The 18,048-nt window shown below is 66.7% G+C and carries 16 protein-coding genes; 3 read left to right on the forward strand and 13 right to left on the reverse strand.

Features of this window, described 5'->3' with window-relative positions; all coding sequences use genetic code 11:
* Positions 1-32: 32 nt before the first annotated feature.
* The 7 genes from PCA10_RS26510 to PCA10_RS26540 form a co-directional block, all read right to left on the reverse strand.
* Complete coding sequence (locus tag PCA10_RS26510; protein WP_016495172.1) at positions 33-584, reverse strand: lipocalin family protein; 552 nt, start codon at positions 582-584, stop codon at positions 33-35.
* Positions 584-838, reverse strand: a complete 255-nt coding sequence (gene bamE, locus PCA10_RS26515; RefSeq protein ID WP_016495173.1) for an outer membrane protein assembly factor BamE domain-containing protein — start codon at positions 836-838, stop codon at positions 584-586. Before bamE ends, PCA10_RS26510 begins: the two co-directional genes overlap by 1 nt.
* Before the next feature lie 116 nt (positions 839-954).
* Complete coding sequence (locus PCA10_RS26520) at positions 955-1,554, reverse strand: DUF924 family protein (protein WP_016495174.1); 600 nt, start codon at positions 1,552-1,554, stop codon at positions 955-957.
* Between the two features lie 3 nt (positions 1,555-1,557).
* Positions 1,558-2,568: a class 1 fructose-bisphosphatase gene (locus PCA10_RS26525; protein WP_016495175.1), complete on the reverse strand. Its 1,011-nt coding sequence runs from the start codon at positions 2,566-2,568 to the stop codon at positions 1,558-1,560.
* Between the two features lie 154 nt (positions 2,569-2,722).
* Entirely contained in the window at positions 2,723-4,372 is a 1,650-nt protein-coding gene (locus tag PCA10_RS26530) for a histidine kinase N-terminal 7TM domain-containing diguanylate cyclase (RefSeq protein WP_016495176.1), read from the reverse strand.
* Positions 4,373-4,540: 168 nt separating this feature from the next.
* Positions 4,541-5,926: a DUF3999 domain-containing protein gene (locus PCA10_RS26535; RefSeq protein ID WP_016495177.1), complete on the reverse strand. Its 1,386-nt coding sequence runs from the start codon at positions 5,924-5,926 to the stop codon at positions 4,541-4,543.
* On the reverse strand, positions 5,923-9,528 hold the full coding sequence (locus PCA10_RS26540; RefSeq protein WP_016495178.1) for a DUF2339 domain-containing protein: 3,606 nt from the start codon (positions 9,526-9,528) through the stop codon (positions 5,923-5,925). Before PCA10_RS26540 ends, PCA10_RS26535 begins: the two co-directional genes overlap by 4 nt.
* Positions 9,529-9,790: 262 nt before the next feature.
* Here PCA10_RS26540 and PCA10_RS26545 point away from each other — a divergent pair, with 262 nt between their 5' ends.
* Complete coding sequence (locus PCA10_RS26545; protein ID WP_041770460.1) at positions 9,791-10,186, forward strand: YkgJ family cysteine cluster protein; 396 nt, start codon at positions 9,791-9,793, stop codon at positions 10,184-10,186.
* On the opposite strand, the gene PCA10_RS26550 is transcribed toward PCA10_RS26545, so the two are convergent.
* From PCA10_RS26550 to cptA, 3 genes are all read right to left on the reverse strand, one after another.
* The gene (locus PCA10_RS26550; RefSeq protein WP_016495180.1) at positions 10,187-11,116 is read right to left on the reverse strand and encodes a pentapeptide repeat-containing protein; all 930 of its coding nucleotides are present in this window, start codon (positions 11,114-11,116) and stop codon (positions 10,187-10,189) included.
* Between the two features lie 165 nt (positions 11,117-11,281).
* Positions 11,282-12,196: a DUF808 domain-containing protein gene (locus PCA10_RS26555; RefSeq protein ID WP_016495181.1), complete on the reverse strand. Its 915-nt coding sequence runs from the start codon at positions 12,194-12,196 to the stop codon at positions 11,282-11,284.
* Between the two features lie 77 nt (positions 12,197-12,273).
* On the reverse strand, positions 12,274-14,058 hold the full coding sequence (gene cptA, locus PCA10_RS26560) for a phosphoethanolamine transferase CptA (RefSeq protein WP_041770461.1): 1,785 nt from the start codon (positions 14,056-14,058) through the stop codon (positions 12,274-12,276).
* 244 nt (positions 14,059-14,302) lie between these two features.
* Here cptA and PCA10_RS30765 point away from each other — a divergent pair, with 244 nt between their 5' ends.
* Positions 14,303-14,467: a hypothetical protein gene (locus tag PCA10_RS30765; RefSeq protein WP_016495183.1), complete on the forward strand. Its 165-nt coding sequence runs from the start codon at positions 14,303-14,305 to the stop codon at positions 14,465-14,467.
* A 58-nt stretch (positions 14,468-14,525) separates the two neighbouring features.
* Positions 14,526-15,851, forward strand: a complete 1,326-nt coding sequence (locus PCA10_RS26565; protein WP_081664015.1) for a flavin monoamine oxidase family protein — start codon at positions 14,526-14,528, stop codon at positions 15,849-15,851.
* Between the two features lie 68 nt (positions 15,852-15,919).
* On the opposite strand, the gene PCA10_RS26570 is transcribed toward PCA10_RS26565, so the two are convergent.
* Genes PCA10_RS26570 through PCA10_RS26580 form a run of 3 tightly spaced genes read right to left on the reverse strand, consistent with a single transcriptional unit; the run spans position 15,920 to position 17,642 of the window.
* The gene (locus PCA10_RS26570) at positions 15,920-16,579 is read right to left on the reverse strand and encodes a DUF799 domain-containing protein (RefSeq protein WP_016495185.1); all 660 of its coding nucleotides are present in this window, start codon (positions 16,577-16,579) and stop codon (positions 15,920-15,922) included.
* Positions 16,576-16,944: a DUF4810 domain-containing protein gene (locus tag PCA10_RS26575; RefSeq protein ID WP_016495186.1), complete on the reverse strand. Its 369-nt coding sequence runs from the start codon at positions 16,942-16,944 to the stop codon at positions 16,576-16,578. Before PCA10_RS26575 ends, PCA10_RS26570 begins: the two co-directional genes overlap by 4 nt.
* Complete coding sequence (locus tag PCA10_RS26580; RefSeq protein WP_016495187.1) at positions 16,944-17,642, reverse strand: CsgG/HfaB family protein; 699 nt, start codon at positions 17,640-17,642, stop codon at positions 16,944-16,946. The genes PCA10_RS26575 and PCA10_RS26580 overlap by 1 nt, the downstream gene beginning before the upstream one ends.
* Between the last annotated feature and the right edge of the window lie 406 nt (positions 17,643-18,048).

Here is an 18,048-nt window from a genome sequence, read left to right on the forward strand (position 1 = left end):
CGACGTTGGGCCGCGCTGCGCTTGGCGCCAACCTACGGGATCGCCGTGTCCGGCGTGCGCCAGATCAGCAGGTCGGTGTCATAGCCCTGCTCTTCCGCCACTTCCAGCAGCCGCTCGCGGGTCGCCTCCGACACCACCGGCGTGCGTGACAGCAGCCAGAGGTACTTGCGATCGGGATTGCCCACCAGCGCGGTGCGGTAGTCATCGTCCAGGTAGAGCACCCAGTAGTCGCCCTTGGTGAGACCCGGCAGGAGCCGGGAGAACCAGTTGTCGAAACTCACCCAGAGCTTGTCGGTGCGCCCCTCCACCTGGGGCACGGCCCGGCCACGGGCCTGCTTCCAGTCGCCGTCCAGGTCGCGGCAGCGGTTGAGCACGCCCAGACTGCCGTCGCCCTCCAGGCTGTAGTGGGCTTCGGACTGCGCGCAGCCGCGCTGGAAGAACATCGGCAGGCGCGCCAGCTCGTACCAGGTGCCCTGGTAACGCTGCAGGTCCACCGCCGCGACCGTGCGCGGCGGCACCGGCGCCTCGCCCTGGCTGGCGCAGCCGGCCAGCAGCAGGGCCGCCAGCAGCGCGCCCAGGCGCATCACTTGAGGCCCTTGCCGGAGAACATCAGCACCTTGTCACCGCCGTACTGCACGCTGACGAAGGTCTTCTCGTCACCCCAGGTGCAGCTGGTGAAGCCCACGGCGCCCGAGCACTCGGTGGGGTTGCCGAGCAGTTGCTCCACTTCCGCCTTGGTCATGCCGGTCTTGAGCTTGGAGTAATTCTCAGAACTGAGTTTGTTGCAGGCGGCCAGCACCAGGCAGCAGGACAACAGGGCGAGGATACGCAGGGACATGTGGAGCTCCTTGGACGATAGGTTGCGACAAGCTTGGCACAGCGGTCGCGGGGTCGCCCATTTGAGCCATGAAGTGGTGGAAAAGTGCCAGCACCCGGCAAGATTTCGCGACGCGCCTAGAAGCGCGAGCCAGGTTTCTGCAGGAACTCAGTCTCTTCGGCGCTGGAGGGGCGGCCGAGCACCGCGTTGCGGTGGGGGAAGCGACCGAAGCGGGCAATCACCGCCCGGTGGCGCTCGGAGAAATCGAAGAAGTTGGCGAACAGCTCCCGCTCGGCGTCGGCGGCGCCGTCCAGCAGCAGGCGGTAGCGGTAGAGCGCGCGCTCCTGGCTGGCCAGGTCCTCGGCGTGCTCCAGCACCAGGTAGATGAACACCTGGCGGATCGGCGCGAGGTCCCGCTCCAGCCCCCGGGCCAGGCCCTCGCTCACCAGCGCCTGGGCGCGGGCGTCGCCGGCAAAACCTCGGGGACTGTCACGGAAGATCATGCGCGGCAACTGGTCCAGCAGGATGACCAGGGCGAGCCAGCCGTCGGGCACCGCGCTCCACTCGGCGAGACCACCGTCCAGGGCCTGCTCCACCCACGCGCCGAAGCGTTCGCGGGCATCGCGGTCCTGCTGGTCCTTCTTGCCGAACCAGAGCCCTTGGCGCGCCGCCGCGACCTCGCCGGCGGCGGCCTCGGGGCCGAACCACCAGTCGAGCAGCGGCTGCCAGGGCTGCACCGGTTACTCCTGGTGGTAACCGGTGACGCGGGCGACTTCTTCCTTGGAACCGAGGAAGACCGGCACGCGCTGGTGCAGGGAAGTCGGCTGGATATCGAGGATGCGCTGGCGACCATCGGTGGAGGCGCCGCCGGCCTGCTCGATGATGAAGGACATCGGGTTGGCCTCGTACATCAGGCGCAGCTTGCCGGGTTTCTCCGGCTCACGGGCGTCCCAGGGGTACATGAAGACGCCGCCGCGGGTGAGGATGCGGTGTACGTCGGCCACCATGGAGGCGATCCAGCGCATGTTGTAGTTCTTGCCCAGCGGGCCTTCCTTGCCGGCCAGCATCTCGTCGACGTAGCGCTTCACGGGGGCTTCCCAGTGGCGCTGGTTGGACATGTTGATGGCGAATTCAGCGGTGGTTTCCGGCACGCGGATGTTGTCGTGGGTGAGCACGAAGCTGCCCAGTTCGCGATCCAGGGTGAAGCCCTTGACGCCGTCGCCCAGGGTCAGCAGCAGCATGGTCTGCGGGCCGTAGATGGCGTAGCCGGCGGCGACCTGCTTGGCGCCCGGCTGGAGGAAGGCCTGCTCGTTGAGGCTGTCGTTCTGCGACAGGTGCTGCTCGGGGCAACGCAGCACCGAGAAGATGGTCCCCACCGACACGTTCACGTCGATGTTGGAGGAGCCGTCCAGCGGGTCGAACACCAGCAGGTAGGCACCCTTGGGGTACTTGCCGGGGATCTGGTAGGCGTTGTCCATCTCCTCGGAGGCCATGCCGGCCAGGTGGCCGCCCCACTCGTTGGCTTCCAGCAGGATCTCGTTGGACATCACGTCCAGCTTCTTCTGCACTTCGCCCTGCACGTTCTCGGTGCCCATGCTGCCGAGTACGCCGCCCAGCGCGCCCTTGGACACCGCATGGCTGATTTCCTTGCAGGCGCGCGCGACGACCTCTATGAGGAAGCGCAGATCGGCAGGGGTGTTGTGGCTTCTGGTCTGCTCGATCAGGTAGCGACTCAGGGTAACGCGGGACATGGATTGGCTCCGGAGGGTGGAAAAATGCGCGCAGTTTAGCGCGACTCGGTGGTCAATGCCTCTCAGCGGGATGGAAGGCGCCGAAGAGGCCGTTGTGATTGCCCGCGAGGGCGGCGAAAACATCTGACGCCGCTGTCGGGGACTGGTTCAGCCGTCAGTCGGTATCGGCAGCGACCAGACGCCGCACCTGGTTGCGGCCGCCGCGCTTGGCCTCGTACAGCGCGGCGTCGGCCACCTGCATCAGCGCTTCCAGGCCCTGCCCCTGGCTGGGCCATTGGGCGATCCCGGCCGACAGGGTCACCGACAGCGGCCCCACGCGGGTGGGCAACGGCTGGCCGGCCAGGGCCTGGCAGAGCGCCTGTAGCCGGGCATAGGCCTCGTCGCCGGACGCGCCGGGCAACAGCAGCAGGAACTCCTCGCCGCCGATACGGAATACCGCATCGCTTTCACGCAGGTTACTGGTGAGGTGGATGGCCACCGCGCGCAGCACATCGTCGCCGACCAGGTGGCCGTGACGGTCGTTGAGCAGCTTGAAATGGTCGAGATCGATCAGCGCCAGGGCAATGGGGCTGTGGTCACGCTGGCAGCGGGCCTGTTCGCGGTCGAACAATTCACCCAGGTGGCGCCGGTTGTAGAGGCCGGTCAGCGGATCGCGCAGGGCCTGCTCCTGCAGTTTTTCGTGCAGGCGGGTGATGGTGCGCAGGCGCTCCTCGCTGGTGGCCAGGGCCTCGGCCAGCTTGAGTTCGCTGCAATGGCGCTCGGTGATGTCGCGCAGGTAGAGCATCCGCCCGAGGACGGCGATGCCGCCACGGCTGGTGCGCTCGATGTTCAGCGAGCGCACCTCGAAGTAGCGCGAGGATGTGGCCGGCATCAGCAGCATGTCCTTCTCCCCTGCCGCCAGCATCGCCTCCAGTTCCACGCCGAACACCGGCCAGTGCGCCAGCGCCACGCCCTGCCAGTCCTGGGGTTGCTCCGCCAGCGCCAGGGCGGCGGGGTTGGCGTCGATCACCCGGCGCCGGGCATCGACCACCAGCACCGGGTCGGGCAACTCTTCCAGCAGCAGGTGACGCGCCACCGGGAGCAGGTCGAACAGACGCACGCCAACGATCAGGAAGGCGAATGCCACCAGAGTGAAGGCGAAGCTGAAGGGCGTGGGGTCGAAGCCGAACAGGGTCCAACCCTCGACCACATAGCCCAGGTTGACCGCCCAGGGCACGCAGGTGACCAGCACGAACGCAAGGTAGTGCCGCCGGTGCAGGCCCCGGCTGGCGTAGGCCGCGCGGGTGACCACCGCCAGGCAGAACAGCATGAACAGGTAGACGTAGATGGCCGCCGCATCGAAGAGCGGGCCATGGTCGTAGCGGATCGCCGCACCGGGCGTGGCATCCACCGGCAGGGTACCGGGGCCGTAGAACAGCTGGTGCCAGGGATTGCTCAGGGCCATGCCGAGGGTCACCAGCGGCGCGATGCCCAGCAGCAGGAAGCGACGCGGACTGATGGGCTCGCGGATGCTGTTGACGTACTGCCAGAGGAACACCGCCCAGAGGCTCGGGACACCGACTATCCCCGGCCAGGCCATGCTGGCCCAGAACACCTTGCATTGCGGCCCCTGCGCGGCCAGCTCGAGGCCGGCGGCGGCGAGCCACCAGAAGATGGCGATGTGCAGGACGATGAAGCTCTCACGGCCAGGGAAATGACGCTGCCGGCCGACCCAGCGCGCCATGAGGATCACCCCCACGCCCAGCACCAGCGTCAGCAGCACCGGGCCATTGAGGCTCCAGCCGCCGGCCAGGCAGGCGTTCATCGCCGCGCTCCGGCAAACGGGGCGAGCTGGGAAACGGGACCCTGGAGGAACTGCTGAAGGCTCTGCACTGGCCGTCCTGACCTGACATGGCGACGATGCGTCGCCACGGAATGACGGGTTAAAGATACATCAAAAAGCCACTACCGCTGCAGGGACTTGTACTCGCCCTCAGGATTGCGCAGGCGGCCGCCGGAGAAGGCTGAAGGCCATGCCACCCAGCAAGCCGACGCCCAGCAGCAGCACCGCCCAGAGCCCGATGCGCTTCCACACCACCTGCCCGGCGCTCAGCCGCTCCGCCTGGTGCAGACCGACCTGCGGCGGAATGGCCAAGCCATGCGCCACTCCCATCTTCTCCAGGCTGGCGCCGTCGAAACCGGGTACCAGGGTGCCCAGGGGCATCTCCACCCGAGGGGCGTCCAGGCTGCCCAGGGCCAGGGTGAAGGGTGGAGTGCCACGGGCGAGGAACACCAGTTGGGTGGCGTGCATGCCCACCTCCAGGCGCGGAACCTGCTGGCCGAAGCCGCCCGCGCGCTGGTCCACGGTCAGGCGCAGTTGCTTGGCCGCCATCCAGCCGGGCAGGTCCAGCTCTTCGCGGGCCACTTCCTTGCCGTCCTGGGGCAACCGGTAGAGCAGGCCGGAGGCCAGGGGCTGCCATTGCGGAGCGCCGTCCCGACGGGCTTCCACCTGCACCGGGAGCAGGCTCCCAGAGCGCTCCACAGCGATACGCAGGCGCTCGATGGGCAAGCCCAGGGGCAGGTCCCAGACATACTGGCCGTCCTTCTGGCTGACCGGCTCCAGCGGCGCGGACCAGGCCATGGCCGCCGGCTGGCTTTCACGACTGGCGCTGACGACCTTCGCGGCGGTCAGCTCCGGCGCCTGCTGCGGGCTCAGCCAGAGCAGCCGCAGGTAGCGCGCGGACTGCCCGGGGAGGGTCACTTCCCGTTGGTCGATGCGCTGGTCCGCAAAGGACAGCCGGGCCACCTGACCCTCGCCCCAGGAGGTCCAGTGCTGCAGATCGTCGCTGGCCTCGATGGAAAAGCGCTGGAAGCCCTCGGCATCGCTGTGCCAGTCCAGGCTCAGTTGCTCCAGGGGCGCCTGCACGGCGCTGGTGTCCAGCAGCCAGCCCCGCACTGTCTCCCCCGCCGCGGCCGGGCCGTCCGGTACCACCTGCACCACCGTGCCCGTGGTGCTGCGCTCCACCCGCACGCTGGGCAGGCTGGCAGCGGCGTCGATCGCGCCGCGCAGCGGGAACACCCGCAGCGCGTGCTCATGGCGGGCGCGGTGTTCGCTGGCGCTGCTACGGGTCAGGGCATAGGCCAGGGCCTCGCCTTCGGCGTTGAACACTCGCAGGTCACGCAGGTCGGCATGGCGCGCGGCGAAGTGCAGGGACATGGGCAGGTCCATGCGGTACCAGGGTCCCTCGCCGTCCAGGCGCAGCTCGACATGGGTGGAGAAATCCTCCACCTGCTCGGCGGCGAGCACCGGCTGGCAGAACAGCCCCAGGCCAGCCAGCAGGGCCAGGCCGGATTGCGGCAGGAAAGACGAAAGGATCATGCGTTGACCCGCTCCTGTTCAGGTTCGGCGCGCCTGGGCGGCAGGGGCGCGAAGTAGCCGACGACCAGCAGCAGGACGCCGACGCCGATGAAAGACACGATACGTTCCAGGCCACCGCGATTGCCCAGCTCGACGAAGAACAGCTTGGCCACCACCAGCGCGATCAGCGCCGCGCCCACCAGCCACAGCTCGCGCCGGGCCCGCAGGTGGCCGCCGACCATCAGGCCGAGGGCGATGCTCGTCCAGACGATGGACAGCCCCGCCTGCACCAGCATGGAGTCGAGCTGCGGCTCCAGCGCATAGGGCACCCCGCCCCAGTGGTGGGCGCAGCGGAACACCGCAGCGGTCGCCAGGGCGAACAGCGAGACCCCCGCCACGCCCTGGGGCAGCCAGGCCGGTTGCGCGGGCAGGCCGGACTGCGGCAGGCAATCGCGCAGCCAGAGGCACACGCCGAGCAGGGCGAACAGCAGGCCCAGTTCCAGGGGGTTGAGCAGCGGCAGGTAGGGCAGCGGGTCGGCGGCGCCGTCGCTCCAGGCGTTGGCGATCCAGAACCAGGCGAGCATCGACAGCGCCAGCGGCAGCGAGGCCCACAGGCGGTATTCCCGTGGGTAGGCGGCCACCGGCCAGGGCAGGCGCGAGCTCCGCGCCATCAGCAGCAGCCAGGCGCTTGGCAGCAATGCCCAACCCAGCCAGCGCCAGGCGTTGTAGTGCTCGGACAGCAGCATCAGCAGATAACGCAACTCCAGCGCCAGCACGCCCAGCAGCAACCAGCAGCCCAGCACGTGGACGGCGCTGCGCGCACCGGCGGGCAACAGCCCGTCGAGCCTGCGCAGGGCCAACAGGTGCACGGCGAACAGCGCGCCCCAGGCAACCCAGCCGAAATGCGCCGCCGGGTGATACTGCGGCTCCCAGGCCACCGCCAGCGCCGCCAGCCCGATCGGCGCCAGCGACAGGCAGAGCAGCGCCAGGGCACGCCAGCGTTCGCGCCCGGCCAGCCAGGTGCCGAATGCCACACTGGCGGCGGCCAGCAACAGCGCCAGCGGTACCCGCAACTCCGGGGCGGCGAAGCGGCCGATTTCCGTCAGCCAGGCCAGGGCCCACCAACCCGCGCCCCAGGCCAGCAGCAACTGGGCCAGATGGTCGAGGCTGAGCGCACCCATGGCCGCCTCGGCGCGCGCCCCACGCTGCAGGCGCCAGGCACCGATGAGTGCCGCCAGGGCCAGCACCGTCGGCGTCCAGAAACCGGCGTGGGCCAGCGGGCGCAGACCGATGCCACTCAGTTGGCCGAGCAACAGCGGGCTCACCGCGAGGAAGCTGAACCCCGCCAGCACCTGCAGGAACAGGCCGAAGTAGAAGCTCGCGCGCTGTTGCAGGCGCAGGCTGAGCCAGAGGATCAGCAGCCCGCTGCCGGCCCAGACCGCAGCGGCGGTGCGCCAGGGCAGGACGAACAGCACCGCCAGGTTGACGAAGGCCAGGCCCACCAGCAGCACCAGCGACAGGCCCCGCAGCAGCCGTGCGTCGCCGCGCGCCAGCGGGTGGCGGGCGGCCAGCACCATCCCGGCGATCAGCGCCAGGCCGATCAGCGAGGCCACCATCAGCCCCCGCCAGCCCGGCAACGCCTCGCTGCCCAGGCCCGAGCCATCCAGGTCGAGCAGGAAGATCGCACCACCGAGCAACTGCACGGCGAAGGCGCTGAACAGGAAGGTGCGCGAACCCAGTCGCAGCCCGACGAGGAGCGTCGCCAGCCCCGCCAGGGCCCAGGCGATGGCCGTGCCTTCGGCGGCGAAGATCAGTGGCGCCATCAGGTAGAGGAACGCCAGGCCGACGACGGCCAGCACCGGCAGGCAGCGTCGCTCCAGATCGGTAGCGGCGTCCGTGGGTGCCCGGCGTAGTTGCCGGAACACGAACAGCAGCGCCGCGCCCAGCATCAGGGCGCCGAGGGGCGAGCCGTCCAGCAGGCTGGCGTCACCTGCGCGCAGCCCACCGAGGAAGGCCAGCGCCGCACCGAACTGCAGCAGCAGCGCGAAGGCCCTCGCCAACGGCCGGCCCTGGCGCAGGCCGAGCCAGTAGAGGCCGGCACCCTCCACCGCCCAGGCGGCGGACGTCCAGCGGGCATCCAGGCCGAGGGGAATCGCCAGGCTGCCGAACACCACGCCCAGGGCCAGGCAGGTTTCCACCAGCAGCAAGGCGCGGCCGGCGGTGCGGCCGGCGAGAATCCGCGCCAGCAGGATGTAGAACAGCCCCAGGGCCAGGGCGCTGAAGGCCGCGCCGAATTCGATGTGGCGGACCAACGCCAGCTGCAGGCCGAAGCCGATGATCGGCGGGCCGAACAGCACGGTGCCGTCCACCGTGTCGCCCTGGCGAGCGGACCAGCGCAGCAGTTCTTCGCGCTCCACGGGGGCGTCCGCCGCATCACTCAACTTGCGCCGGGCGAACAACAGCCCGATACCGACGTACATCAGGAAGAACAGCACCAGGAAGGGCTGGGTGCTGGCGAAGAGCTCCGGCTGGTACGAGCGCAGGCCCCAGGCGAAGCCGATGCCGAAGGTGCCGACGAAGCCGATCAGGTTGAGCAGGCGCCAGGCCTTGAACCAGGCGATGGCGAAGATGCCGGCGTTGAGCAGCGCGAAATAGCTGAACAGCGCCACATGGTCGCCGCTGCCGCTGGAAGTGAGGATGGGCGCGGCGAAGCCGCCCAGCGCCGCGGCGGCGGCTAGGCCCAGGGCGTCCTGGGCCACGGCGAGGATGGCGGAGAACAGGGTCACCGCCACCAGCAGGCCGAAGGCCAGCTTCGGGTCCAGCAACGGATGCAGGCGCATGGCGGCGAACACCGTCAGGTAGAGCACGGCGATGCCGGCGCCCTGGAGCATCAACCCGTAGTTCGGATTACGCTGGCGCAGCCACCAGCCGAGGCAAAGCAGGGCGATGGCCGCCATGCCCACCCCGGCGTAACGCACTTCCACCGGCACCACCATGCCTTCGGTGGCGTAGCGCAACAGGAAGGCCAGGCCGAGGAACAACAGCACCACGCCTATGCGCAGCACCGTATTGCCGCCGAACAGCCAGTTGCGGGCGGCAGCGAAGCCGCGCTCGAACAGGGAAGGCTCGCGGGGTTTTGCCGGGGGCGGCGGTGCGCGGCGCGGCGACTCGGGAAGGGCTTCGCGGGTCCAGTCATCGGCGGCAGCAGCTGCTGGGATAGGCCTGGGCTGGACGGCGGCGGCAATGGGGGGTTCCTGCACTTCGGCCGGTAGCTCCCAGATCAGTCCGTCGTCGTCCGTGGGCTCCGCTTCGCGCGCGGCTTCGGCCAGTGGCGCGGCGGGCTCGACAACCGGCGGTGGCGCCGGTGGCTCCGCCTTGGCCGGCTGCGCCTTGCCCTGCTCCACTTTGAGCAGGCGCTCGTGGATGGCCTGGGTGCCCTTGTCGAAGCGAGCGGCGAAACCGTCGAGCGCCTTGCGCAGTTCGGCGTTTTCCCGGCCCAGCCCCTGGAGGCGAATGGCCTGCCCGAGCCCCAGGCCCATCAGGCCGCCGATCAGGGCGCCGCTGAAGCTTTCATCAATCCCGGCGCCAAAGGCCAGGCCAACCAGCATGAAGATCCATTGCATGCAGTGATTTCTCGAATGATTGAGCGACTGGGCCGCATCCATCGCCGCCCGATCAGCCAGAAGCTACAGCAGGTATGGCTCCGGCCCAATAGTGACGCCAGGCCCCCGATCACGGACACAGGAGGATTCCTAAATCGCGCACGACATCAAGAACAAGTCTGTCGAGACAAAAGGAAAATTCGCATTCCCCGACGGGAAACTGTTCACTTTTTCACCGACATCGCTATGATGCCCGCCCCCTACCCAAGCCTGCTCGCCGACCATGAAGACCATGATGATCGTTGGTGCCGACCTCGACCGGACGGATACCTGGATCAAGTACGAAAAGACCATGTGCCACGCCTGCGTTTCCAGCTGCTGCACCATGCCAGTCGAAACGCGGCTAAGCGACCTGATCCGCCTGGAGCTGGTGGCCGAATTTGAACGTGGCGAGCCGCCGAAGAACATCGCGAAAAGGCTGATGAAGGACGGTGTGGTCGAGCGCTTCAACCAGAAATCGGGGATCTTCACCCTCACCCGCATGGGCAACAACGACTGCTACTTCCTGGATCGCAAGACCCGGCTGTGCACCGTCTACGACAAGCGCCCGGAAACCTGCCGCAATCACCCGCGCATCGGTCCGCGCCCCGGTTACTGCGCGTTCAAGCCCAAAGAGTGATTACCGGGTCATCTTCTTCACGAACACCACCACGAACAGCGCCATGGTGAAGCTGCCGACGAAGGCCTCGAAGGCAGCCAACGGCCGCGACAGGCCCAGCGGCGCGATATCGCCGTAGCCGAGGGTGGTGAAGGTCACCACGCTGAAGTACATACAGGCGCCCAGCTCCTCGAGGTTGGTCAGCAGGTCCTGGTCCAGGCCGAAGGCCAGCCGCACGTCGCCGTGGTGGATGCCCACCATGAAGTAGAGCAGCGCGCAGAACAGGACGAAGCCCAGGGAGAACAGCACCACCCGCAGGGGCTGCTCGCCATAGCCGCAGAACAGGTCCACCAGCCAGGAAAACAGGCGCTGGCCGGACCAGCGCGGCATCTGCAGCCGACGCATCATCATCTCCCGGTAGAAGAAGCGCCCCGCCTCCTCGAACAACCCGGCCTTCTCCAACTGGATGCGCAGGTTGCGATAGACCTCCTCGGCCTGCTGCAACAGATCCTGCATCTGTGCCCGTTGCCCGCTCCTGCGCGCCTCGCGGGCCTCGCGCTCCTGCAGCACCCGTTCGTCCCAGAGCACGTTGTCCAGGCGCGCGCCGTCCAGCTTCACGCCGAGCAGGTTGGCGTCGCGCAGGTCCGCGCAGTGCAGGTTGGCGTCACGCAGGTCGGCCTTCATCAAGGAGGCGCCGCGCAGGTTGATGGCGAACAGGTGGGCGCCGCGCAGGTCGGCGCGGTACAGGTCGCTTCCGGAAAGGTCGTAGCCGACGTGGCTGCCACGGTGCACCAGGTCCAGGCCCGCCAACCGGCACTTCTTCAGGCAGAAGCCCTGCATCGGAGCGCCGCTGCGCGCGCGGGCCTCCAGCGCCGCACAGAGGTCCGGCTCTTCCGATTTGTCCTGCGTGGCATCCCGCCAGAAGTCGTCCACAGGGGGGATGTCGAGCATGCTGGCAAACCCTGGGTATGGATTTTCAGCCTAGCCCACGCCCGCAGGTCGCGTCGCAGGGTGCACCGTAGGGTGGGTCGGGCGGCGCTCCGCGAGCGCAGCGATACCCATGCGGACTGCCGATGGGTTTCGTTCCTCAACCCATCCTACGAGTTGTGCCGGCTATCAGCCTTTCACGGCACCTATCACCTTTTTCACCAGGCTCACGCCGGCCAGCACCAGGGCGCCGGTAAGCACGCCGACCACGCCGTCGGCGAGGATCTGCACCAACCAGGAGAAGCCGCCGGCAGCGGCCAGGAGCGGCTCGAGCAGGTGATGCGCCGCCGGAATGCCGTGGAGGATGATGCTGCCGCCCACCAGGAACATGGCGGCCGTGCCGATTACCGCCAGGCTCTTCATCATCCAGGGCGCGGCGGCGAGGATGCCGCGGCCAAACGCCTGGGCCGCCTTGCTGTCCTGGCGCACCAGGTAGAAGCCGAGGTCATCCAGCTTGACGATGCCGGCCACCAGCCCGTAGACGCCCACCGTCATGATCAGCGCGATGCCCACCAGCACCGACACCTGGGTACCGAAGGACGCGGCGGAGACCGTGCCCAGGGTGATCACGATGATTTCGGCGGAGAGGATGAAGTCGGTACGGATCGCGCCCTTGATCTTGCCCTTCTCCATGGCCACCAGATCCACCTCGGGGTCGGCCACCGCCTCGACCCGCGCCGCGTGGGCCTGGGCCTCCTCCTCCGCGCTGTGCAGCCACTTGTGCGCCAGCTTCTCGAAGCCCTCGAAACAGAGGAAGGCGCCACCGAGCATCAGCAGCGGGATCACCGCCCAGGGCGCGAAGGCGCTGATCAGCAGGGCCGCCGGCACCAGGATGGCCTTGTTCACCAGGGAACCCTTGGCGACCGCCCAGACCACCGGCAGTTCGCGCTCGGCGCGCACGCCGCTGACCTGCTGGGCATTGAGCGCCAGGTCGTCGCCCAACACGCCGGCGGTTTTCTTCGCGGCGACTTTGGTCATTACCGAGACGTCATCGAGCACGGTGGCGATGTCGTCGAGCAGGGTGAGCAGGCTGGCTCCGGCCATGGTGTGTCCTTGCAGAGGGGAGAGACGGGGCGCCGCAGTCCGGCGCAGCCGAACTACAGACAAAAACGCCCCGCCGGTCAACCCGGCGGTGCTTTCCTGCCCTGGCCCTTGCGCTCGTCGCTGACCACTTCCAGCTCGCTACCCTGGCCCTGGGACTTGGGCTTGATCAGGCTGAAATCGATCAGCGCCTTGGGCTGGTAGGGGTCGCCGATCAACAGCGGACGTTGCCGGAAGCTCGCGTTGACCACGCTGCGGCTGGGGTCGAACTCATCGAAGCTCAGCCCGGCCAGGTCCGCCCAGGTGTGGATGAAGTTGGCACTGCTGTAGGGCCGGCCGAGGCTGGCGTCGAGTGCCTGCGGATGAGTGGCGCGCCATTGTGGCGAGCGCCAGAGCATGAAGGGGATGGTGTACATCGGCGCGGTGGGGGCCGCCTCGTTGCGGCCCAGCACGTTGGGGTGCTCCGGGTCGAACACCGCCTCGCCATGGTCGGACAGGTAGAGCAGGAAGCCATTGGCGCGGCTGTCGGAGAAGCGCTGGATCAGGCTGGACACCACATGGTCGTTGAACAGCACGGCATTGTCGTAGCTGTTGTAGGTGGGCAACTGGTCGTCGGTGACGTTGGCCGGCACGCCCTGGCGGTCGGTGAAGCGCTCGTAGCTCGAGGGATATCGGCGGCTGTAGCTCATGTGGGTGCCCAGCAGGTGCACCACGATGAGCTTGCGTGGCGCCGGGTCGGCCAGCACCTTCTCGAAGGGCGGCAGCACATCGTCGTCGTACTGGCGCGCGTTCTGGTTGCGGTTGTTGTTCAGGTAGAACTGCTCGTCCGCCTGCTGGGAGAAGGTGGTGAGCATGGTGTTGCGCTTGGTCAGGGTCTGCTGGTTGGTGATCCAGAAGGTCTTGTAGCCGGCCTGCTTCATCATGTTCAGTAGCGACGGCTGGCTCAGGTAGTAGTCGGGGTTGTTCTCGTCGGCGAAGGTCAGGACCTGCTGCAGCGCCTCGATGGTGTAGGGGCGCGGGGTAATGACGTTGTCGAAGACATCCAGCTGGTCGCGGATGCGGTCCAGGTTGGGCGTGGTCTGGCGCGGGTAGCCGTAGAGGCTCATGCGCTGGCGGTTGGTGGACTCGCCCAGCACCAGCACCAGGGTGGCCGGCAAGTCGGCATTGGCATCCTTGAGGTTGGCCAGCGGTGCGATGCGCGCGTTGTCCGCCAGCAACTGGTTCATTTCCTCGAGCTGCTGGCTGTACTGCCGGAAGCCCACGACGAGCTGCCAGGGTACCGCCGGCTCCATGCGCTTCTCGAAATTGTTGAGCGCCGACTCGAAAGTCGGTTCCACCACGCTCTGCTTGACCGCCGGGTAGCCCACCAGCCCCGCCAGCAGCCCCACGCTCGCGACCAGCGCCGTGCGGCGTGGCAGGTGAACCGGGCGCAGACGCGTCCACAGGAGCACGGCACCGGCGGCGTAGCCGAGGAAGGCCGGCACCATCCACCAGGCGAAGTACTGGGCCATGTACTCCGCCCCCTCCGCCACGTTGGATTCGAACATGATGAAGATGACGCTCTGGGAGAACTCCTGGCCGTACACCAGGAAGTAACCGAAGGCCGGCAGCGAGGCCACCCAGAGCAGCGCGCCGAGGCCTGCGGCGATGGCGCGGGTGCGCCCCGGGAACAGCAGGACCGGGATCAGCCACAGGCCGCTGAGCAGGAACGCCTGTCGGAAACCGGCGAAGCCGCTGGCACCCGCGAGCTGGATCAGCACGTGGGTAACGCCCGAGAAATACCAGAAGTAGAGGAAGAGCCAGCCCAGCCCGGCCCAGTCGAATGACCGCGCCTCAGCCTTGTGCACATTGAACTTCATAGACATCCGCCCTAGACGAGCCCTGACCAGTCGATCTGATCGAACCGCTGGGAATATGACTGCGAAAGTGTGAAAAGTTCGTCAAATGAGTCGGAGTCATCCTACAACCTGCGATCTAGAGGGGTTTTGCCTACAGGATCGCCAGCCCCATTGCCCAGCAGTCGGCACACAGCGAACTGTCCCAGGTCAGGGCCGGAGGCCGCCCCAGCGTCTAGTCTCGAAGCAGACCAACGAGGCAAAGGAGCAAGCCATGGACAATGTCCACCTCATGATCGTGCTGCTGGTGACGGGTTTCCTGCTGCTGGGCATAGGCTTCAGCAACCGCGAGAAGGACTGGGGGGTGTGGCTGACCGGCCTGGGCACGGCCTCCATGTTCGCGCCCATCGTGCTGAAGATGTACATCGAGCTGGGCTAGCGCCGGAGGTGGCGCTAGCCCCATTTGACAAGCCGGGCGCCCCTTCCAGACTCAGTCCATGTCAACCAGAACGCCGGAGGGCAACGTGATGGTGGTGGAGAACAAGCAGGTGGACCTGCTGGTGGTGGGGGGCGGCGCGGCCGGCTTGTCGGCGGCGCTGACAGCCGAGCGTCGGGGCCTCAGCTGCCAAGTGCTGGAAGCCCAGGAGCGCCTGGGCGGACGACTCTGGTCGATCCGTTCCGACGCGGACGCCATGTGGGTGGACCTGGGAGGCCAACTGGTCAACGGCGACATGAGCCGGGTACTGCGCATCGCCCGGGATGCCGGCCTGCACCTCGCCCCGGTCGCCGGCACCGGCGCGGTGAAGACGGTACTGGCCGATGACCGTGTCTACCGTGACCTTGCGCGTAACAGCGAAGGCTGGATGGACATGCTGCTGACCCCGGAACTGGTGGCGCGGGCACAAGCCGCCACATCTGCGCCCACACTCAGCGAGGTGCTGGACTGGCTGAACCTGGACCAGCAGGAGGCGCAACTGATCCGCAGCACCATCTGCGAGATGTTCGGCCACCCGGCCGAGGCCCTGGACGGGCTGGGCGCCATCCTCGAAACCCAGACCTTCCGCTCCCAGCGCAGCGATATCGAATTCCAGTTCCGCCGTGGCTTCAGCGGCATCATCGAGCAACTGGCCAGCAGCTTGCGCCAAGCGCCGCTGCTGCAGACGCCGGTCCACGCCATCAGCCGGCATGGCGAGCGCATCATCGCCCGCACCGACGCCGGCGAATGGTCGGCCGCCCACCTGGTGATCGCGGTGCCGCCGCCGGTGGTCCGGCATATCCAGCTCGACCTGGACGACGTCGACTCGCACCTGACGGCCGCCCTGGACAGTTTCGTCGGCGGTGAACTGATCAAGTTCATCCTCACCTTCGACACCCCCTTCTGGCGCTACACCGGCCTCAGCGGCCAGGTGGAATACCTGGAACCCGCCGGCCTGAACCTGGTGGACGGCAGCCTCGACGACGGCAGTCACCCGCGCCTGGTGGCCTTTCTCGGCGGCCCACTGGCCCGGCAATGGGCCGGGCAGTCCGCCGGCTGGCGCCGCCAGGCCCTGCTGGACCTGATGGCGAAAGCCTTCGGCGAGCAGGTCTACCAGGTACGCTCGGTGCACGAAGGCAACTGGGTCGACCACCGCTGGTGCGCCGGCGCCTACAACTCCCATATCCGCGCCGGCGGCATGAGCGACGCCTGCGAATACCTGGCCAGCTGGGGCAAAGGCATCGCCTTCGCCGGCGCCGAGTACGCAGCCAGCTACAGAGGCTTTGTGGAAGGCGCGCTGGACAGTGGGGAGAAGGCGGTTCTGCGGTTGCTGGATGCGGCAGGCTAAAGCACCTCCCATAAAAAGGCCCCCGCCGGAGTGATTCGGCGGGGGCTTGCTAAATAGCGCCACGATGCCTAGTCGGTCATGTACTTGGGCGATCTAGGCCCATGCAGGATGCCTGCAGGTTGCCGGGGAAGCAGCAAACGCCCGGCCGCCAGACCTGCGATCGGGTATGCCGCGTCCTCCTGTACGCTGCTGATGATCTGCTTGACCGCAGCCGCCACCAGCATGCCCACCAGACCACCGCTGTTCTGGTTGTTCTCTTCGCTGGAAGCCCGTGCGCTGCCCGTCCAGAGTGCGACTCCGGTCTTGGTGTCGACCAACCTGGCGCCGACTGTTACCGCCGTCTCGCTGGCGATCAGCTTGTAACTGGTGCCGTACTCCTTGACCGATAGATACAGTGCGGCATCCGCACCGAAGATTTCCCTCAGCTTCGCAGGCTCCACCTGATGGATATCCCCAGACGCCGTCAGGCCGTTCTGCCGGAAGGTCTCATCCACCAGCGCCACCGGTAGCACGTAGTAGCCCGCCTCCGCCAGCGGCACCGTGACCTGGGAGAGCAGCCCGTACGTCGCCTGTACATCCGGCGACTCGTTCAGCGGTGGCAATACCACCACCGAGCGCGGCCGGCTTTCCTTGAAGGCCGAGTAGTCGATAGTCCTGACCTCGGCACAGCCTGCGAACATCACGGCGAGGGCCACGCAGGCCACGCCTTTCAGTAGACGGAACTTCATGGCTTGCCTCCTTGCCCGGCGTTGTCCAGCAGGAAGTCCATATAGGCGGTGGACTCGGGAAAGAGTGCCTTTTCCGTCTCGAACTGTTGCACCATCTGGTCATCACGACCCATGCCGCTATAGAGCAAGCCCAACTGGGCGTGATAGCCCGGCGGCACAGCGCCGCCCTTGGCCCTGATCTTCTGCAGCCCCTGCTCAAGTGCTTCGACCTGGGCCTCCCGAGGTTCTCCCTTGAAGTACTCGCGAACCTGGGTTTGGTAGCCCTCCCACTGGTACAGCGGCTGCGGTCCGGCGCAGCCGGCGAGGCCCGCGCAGACCGCCAGCAGCATCAGCGGAAACAGCGGGGTCCTTGATTCCATGCGCATCACAGGACCTCCCCTGTCTGGTGAGCCACTGTTGCCCAGCTGCCACTATTGTCCAATGCCTTCGCCAACGCCTCGACGGCTTCACGGATGGCCAGATCCAGCACCTTCCCGTTCAGGGTGGAGTCGTAACTGGCCGTGCCGCCGAACCCGATGACCTCGCGGTTCGACAACGAGTACTCGCCAGCACCCTGCGTGGAATAGACGACTTCCGACGTGGACACATCGACGATGTTCAGGTCGACCTTGGCATACGCCACCTGGGACTTGCCGCGCCCGAGAATGCCGAACAGCTGGCGGTCACCGACTTCCTTGCGGCCGAACTCGGTCACATCCCCGGTCACCACGTAACGAGCCCCCTTCAATCGCTGGGCCTCACCCGTGATCGACGCTTCGAGCCGGCTTTCCGCGAGGTTGTCTCGGTCCAGGACATTGAAGCGGCTGGATTGCTGCAGATGTGTGATCAGGATGGTCTTCGCCTGCCCACCCAGGCGATCCACACCGTCGGAGAATATCCCGCGCATATAGCTCGAACGATTGTCGAACTTGCCTACAGAGATAGGCGTACGTACTCCGGAGTAAGGTCGAGTGGCACTCTCGACCTGCTTGATCGGCAGTGATCTCGACGTTTCGGTGGCGCATCCCGCCAGAATGAAAAGAACGGCCGAACTGGCCATGAGTGAAACTACTTTCGGGGGCATCCGCACTATCCTCTCGTTCTTGTATTTCCTTCCGATTCCATGAACTCGACAAGACAATATATCCTCAATATCCAGAGCAGATACTGAAGATGACTCGACGAGCCAGGAAAGTCGGTGGATTGTGCACGAAGGGAGCAATGTGGATATCTACAAGCCCCTTAGGATTGGTCCTAAACAGGCGTAGGATTTCAGCATTACTTAAATGGAATTAAAATCAACCAAGGAAGCTCTATCCACGAAAATCCAATCCCGCCAAAACAGTCAGACTTATAGCATGAAGAATGAATGCATCGTCCTTTCTCGAAAATCGAGCAAGAAAACTAGATCCATCCCCTTTTCCTCCATATAGATAGCAACAATCTCTGTAAAAGAAATCGCAGAAGCAATTTCGAAAAAGTCTTATTTT

This window comes from Pseudomonas resinovorans NBRC 106553 (assembly GCF_000412695.1).
In the GTDB taxonomy this organism is placed as follows: Bacteria; Pseudomonadota; Gammaproteobacteria; order Pseudomonadales; family Pseudomonadaceae; genus Metapseudomonas; species Metapseudomonas resinovorans_A.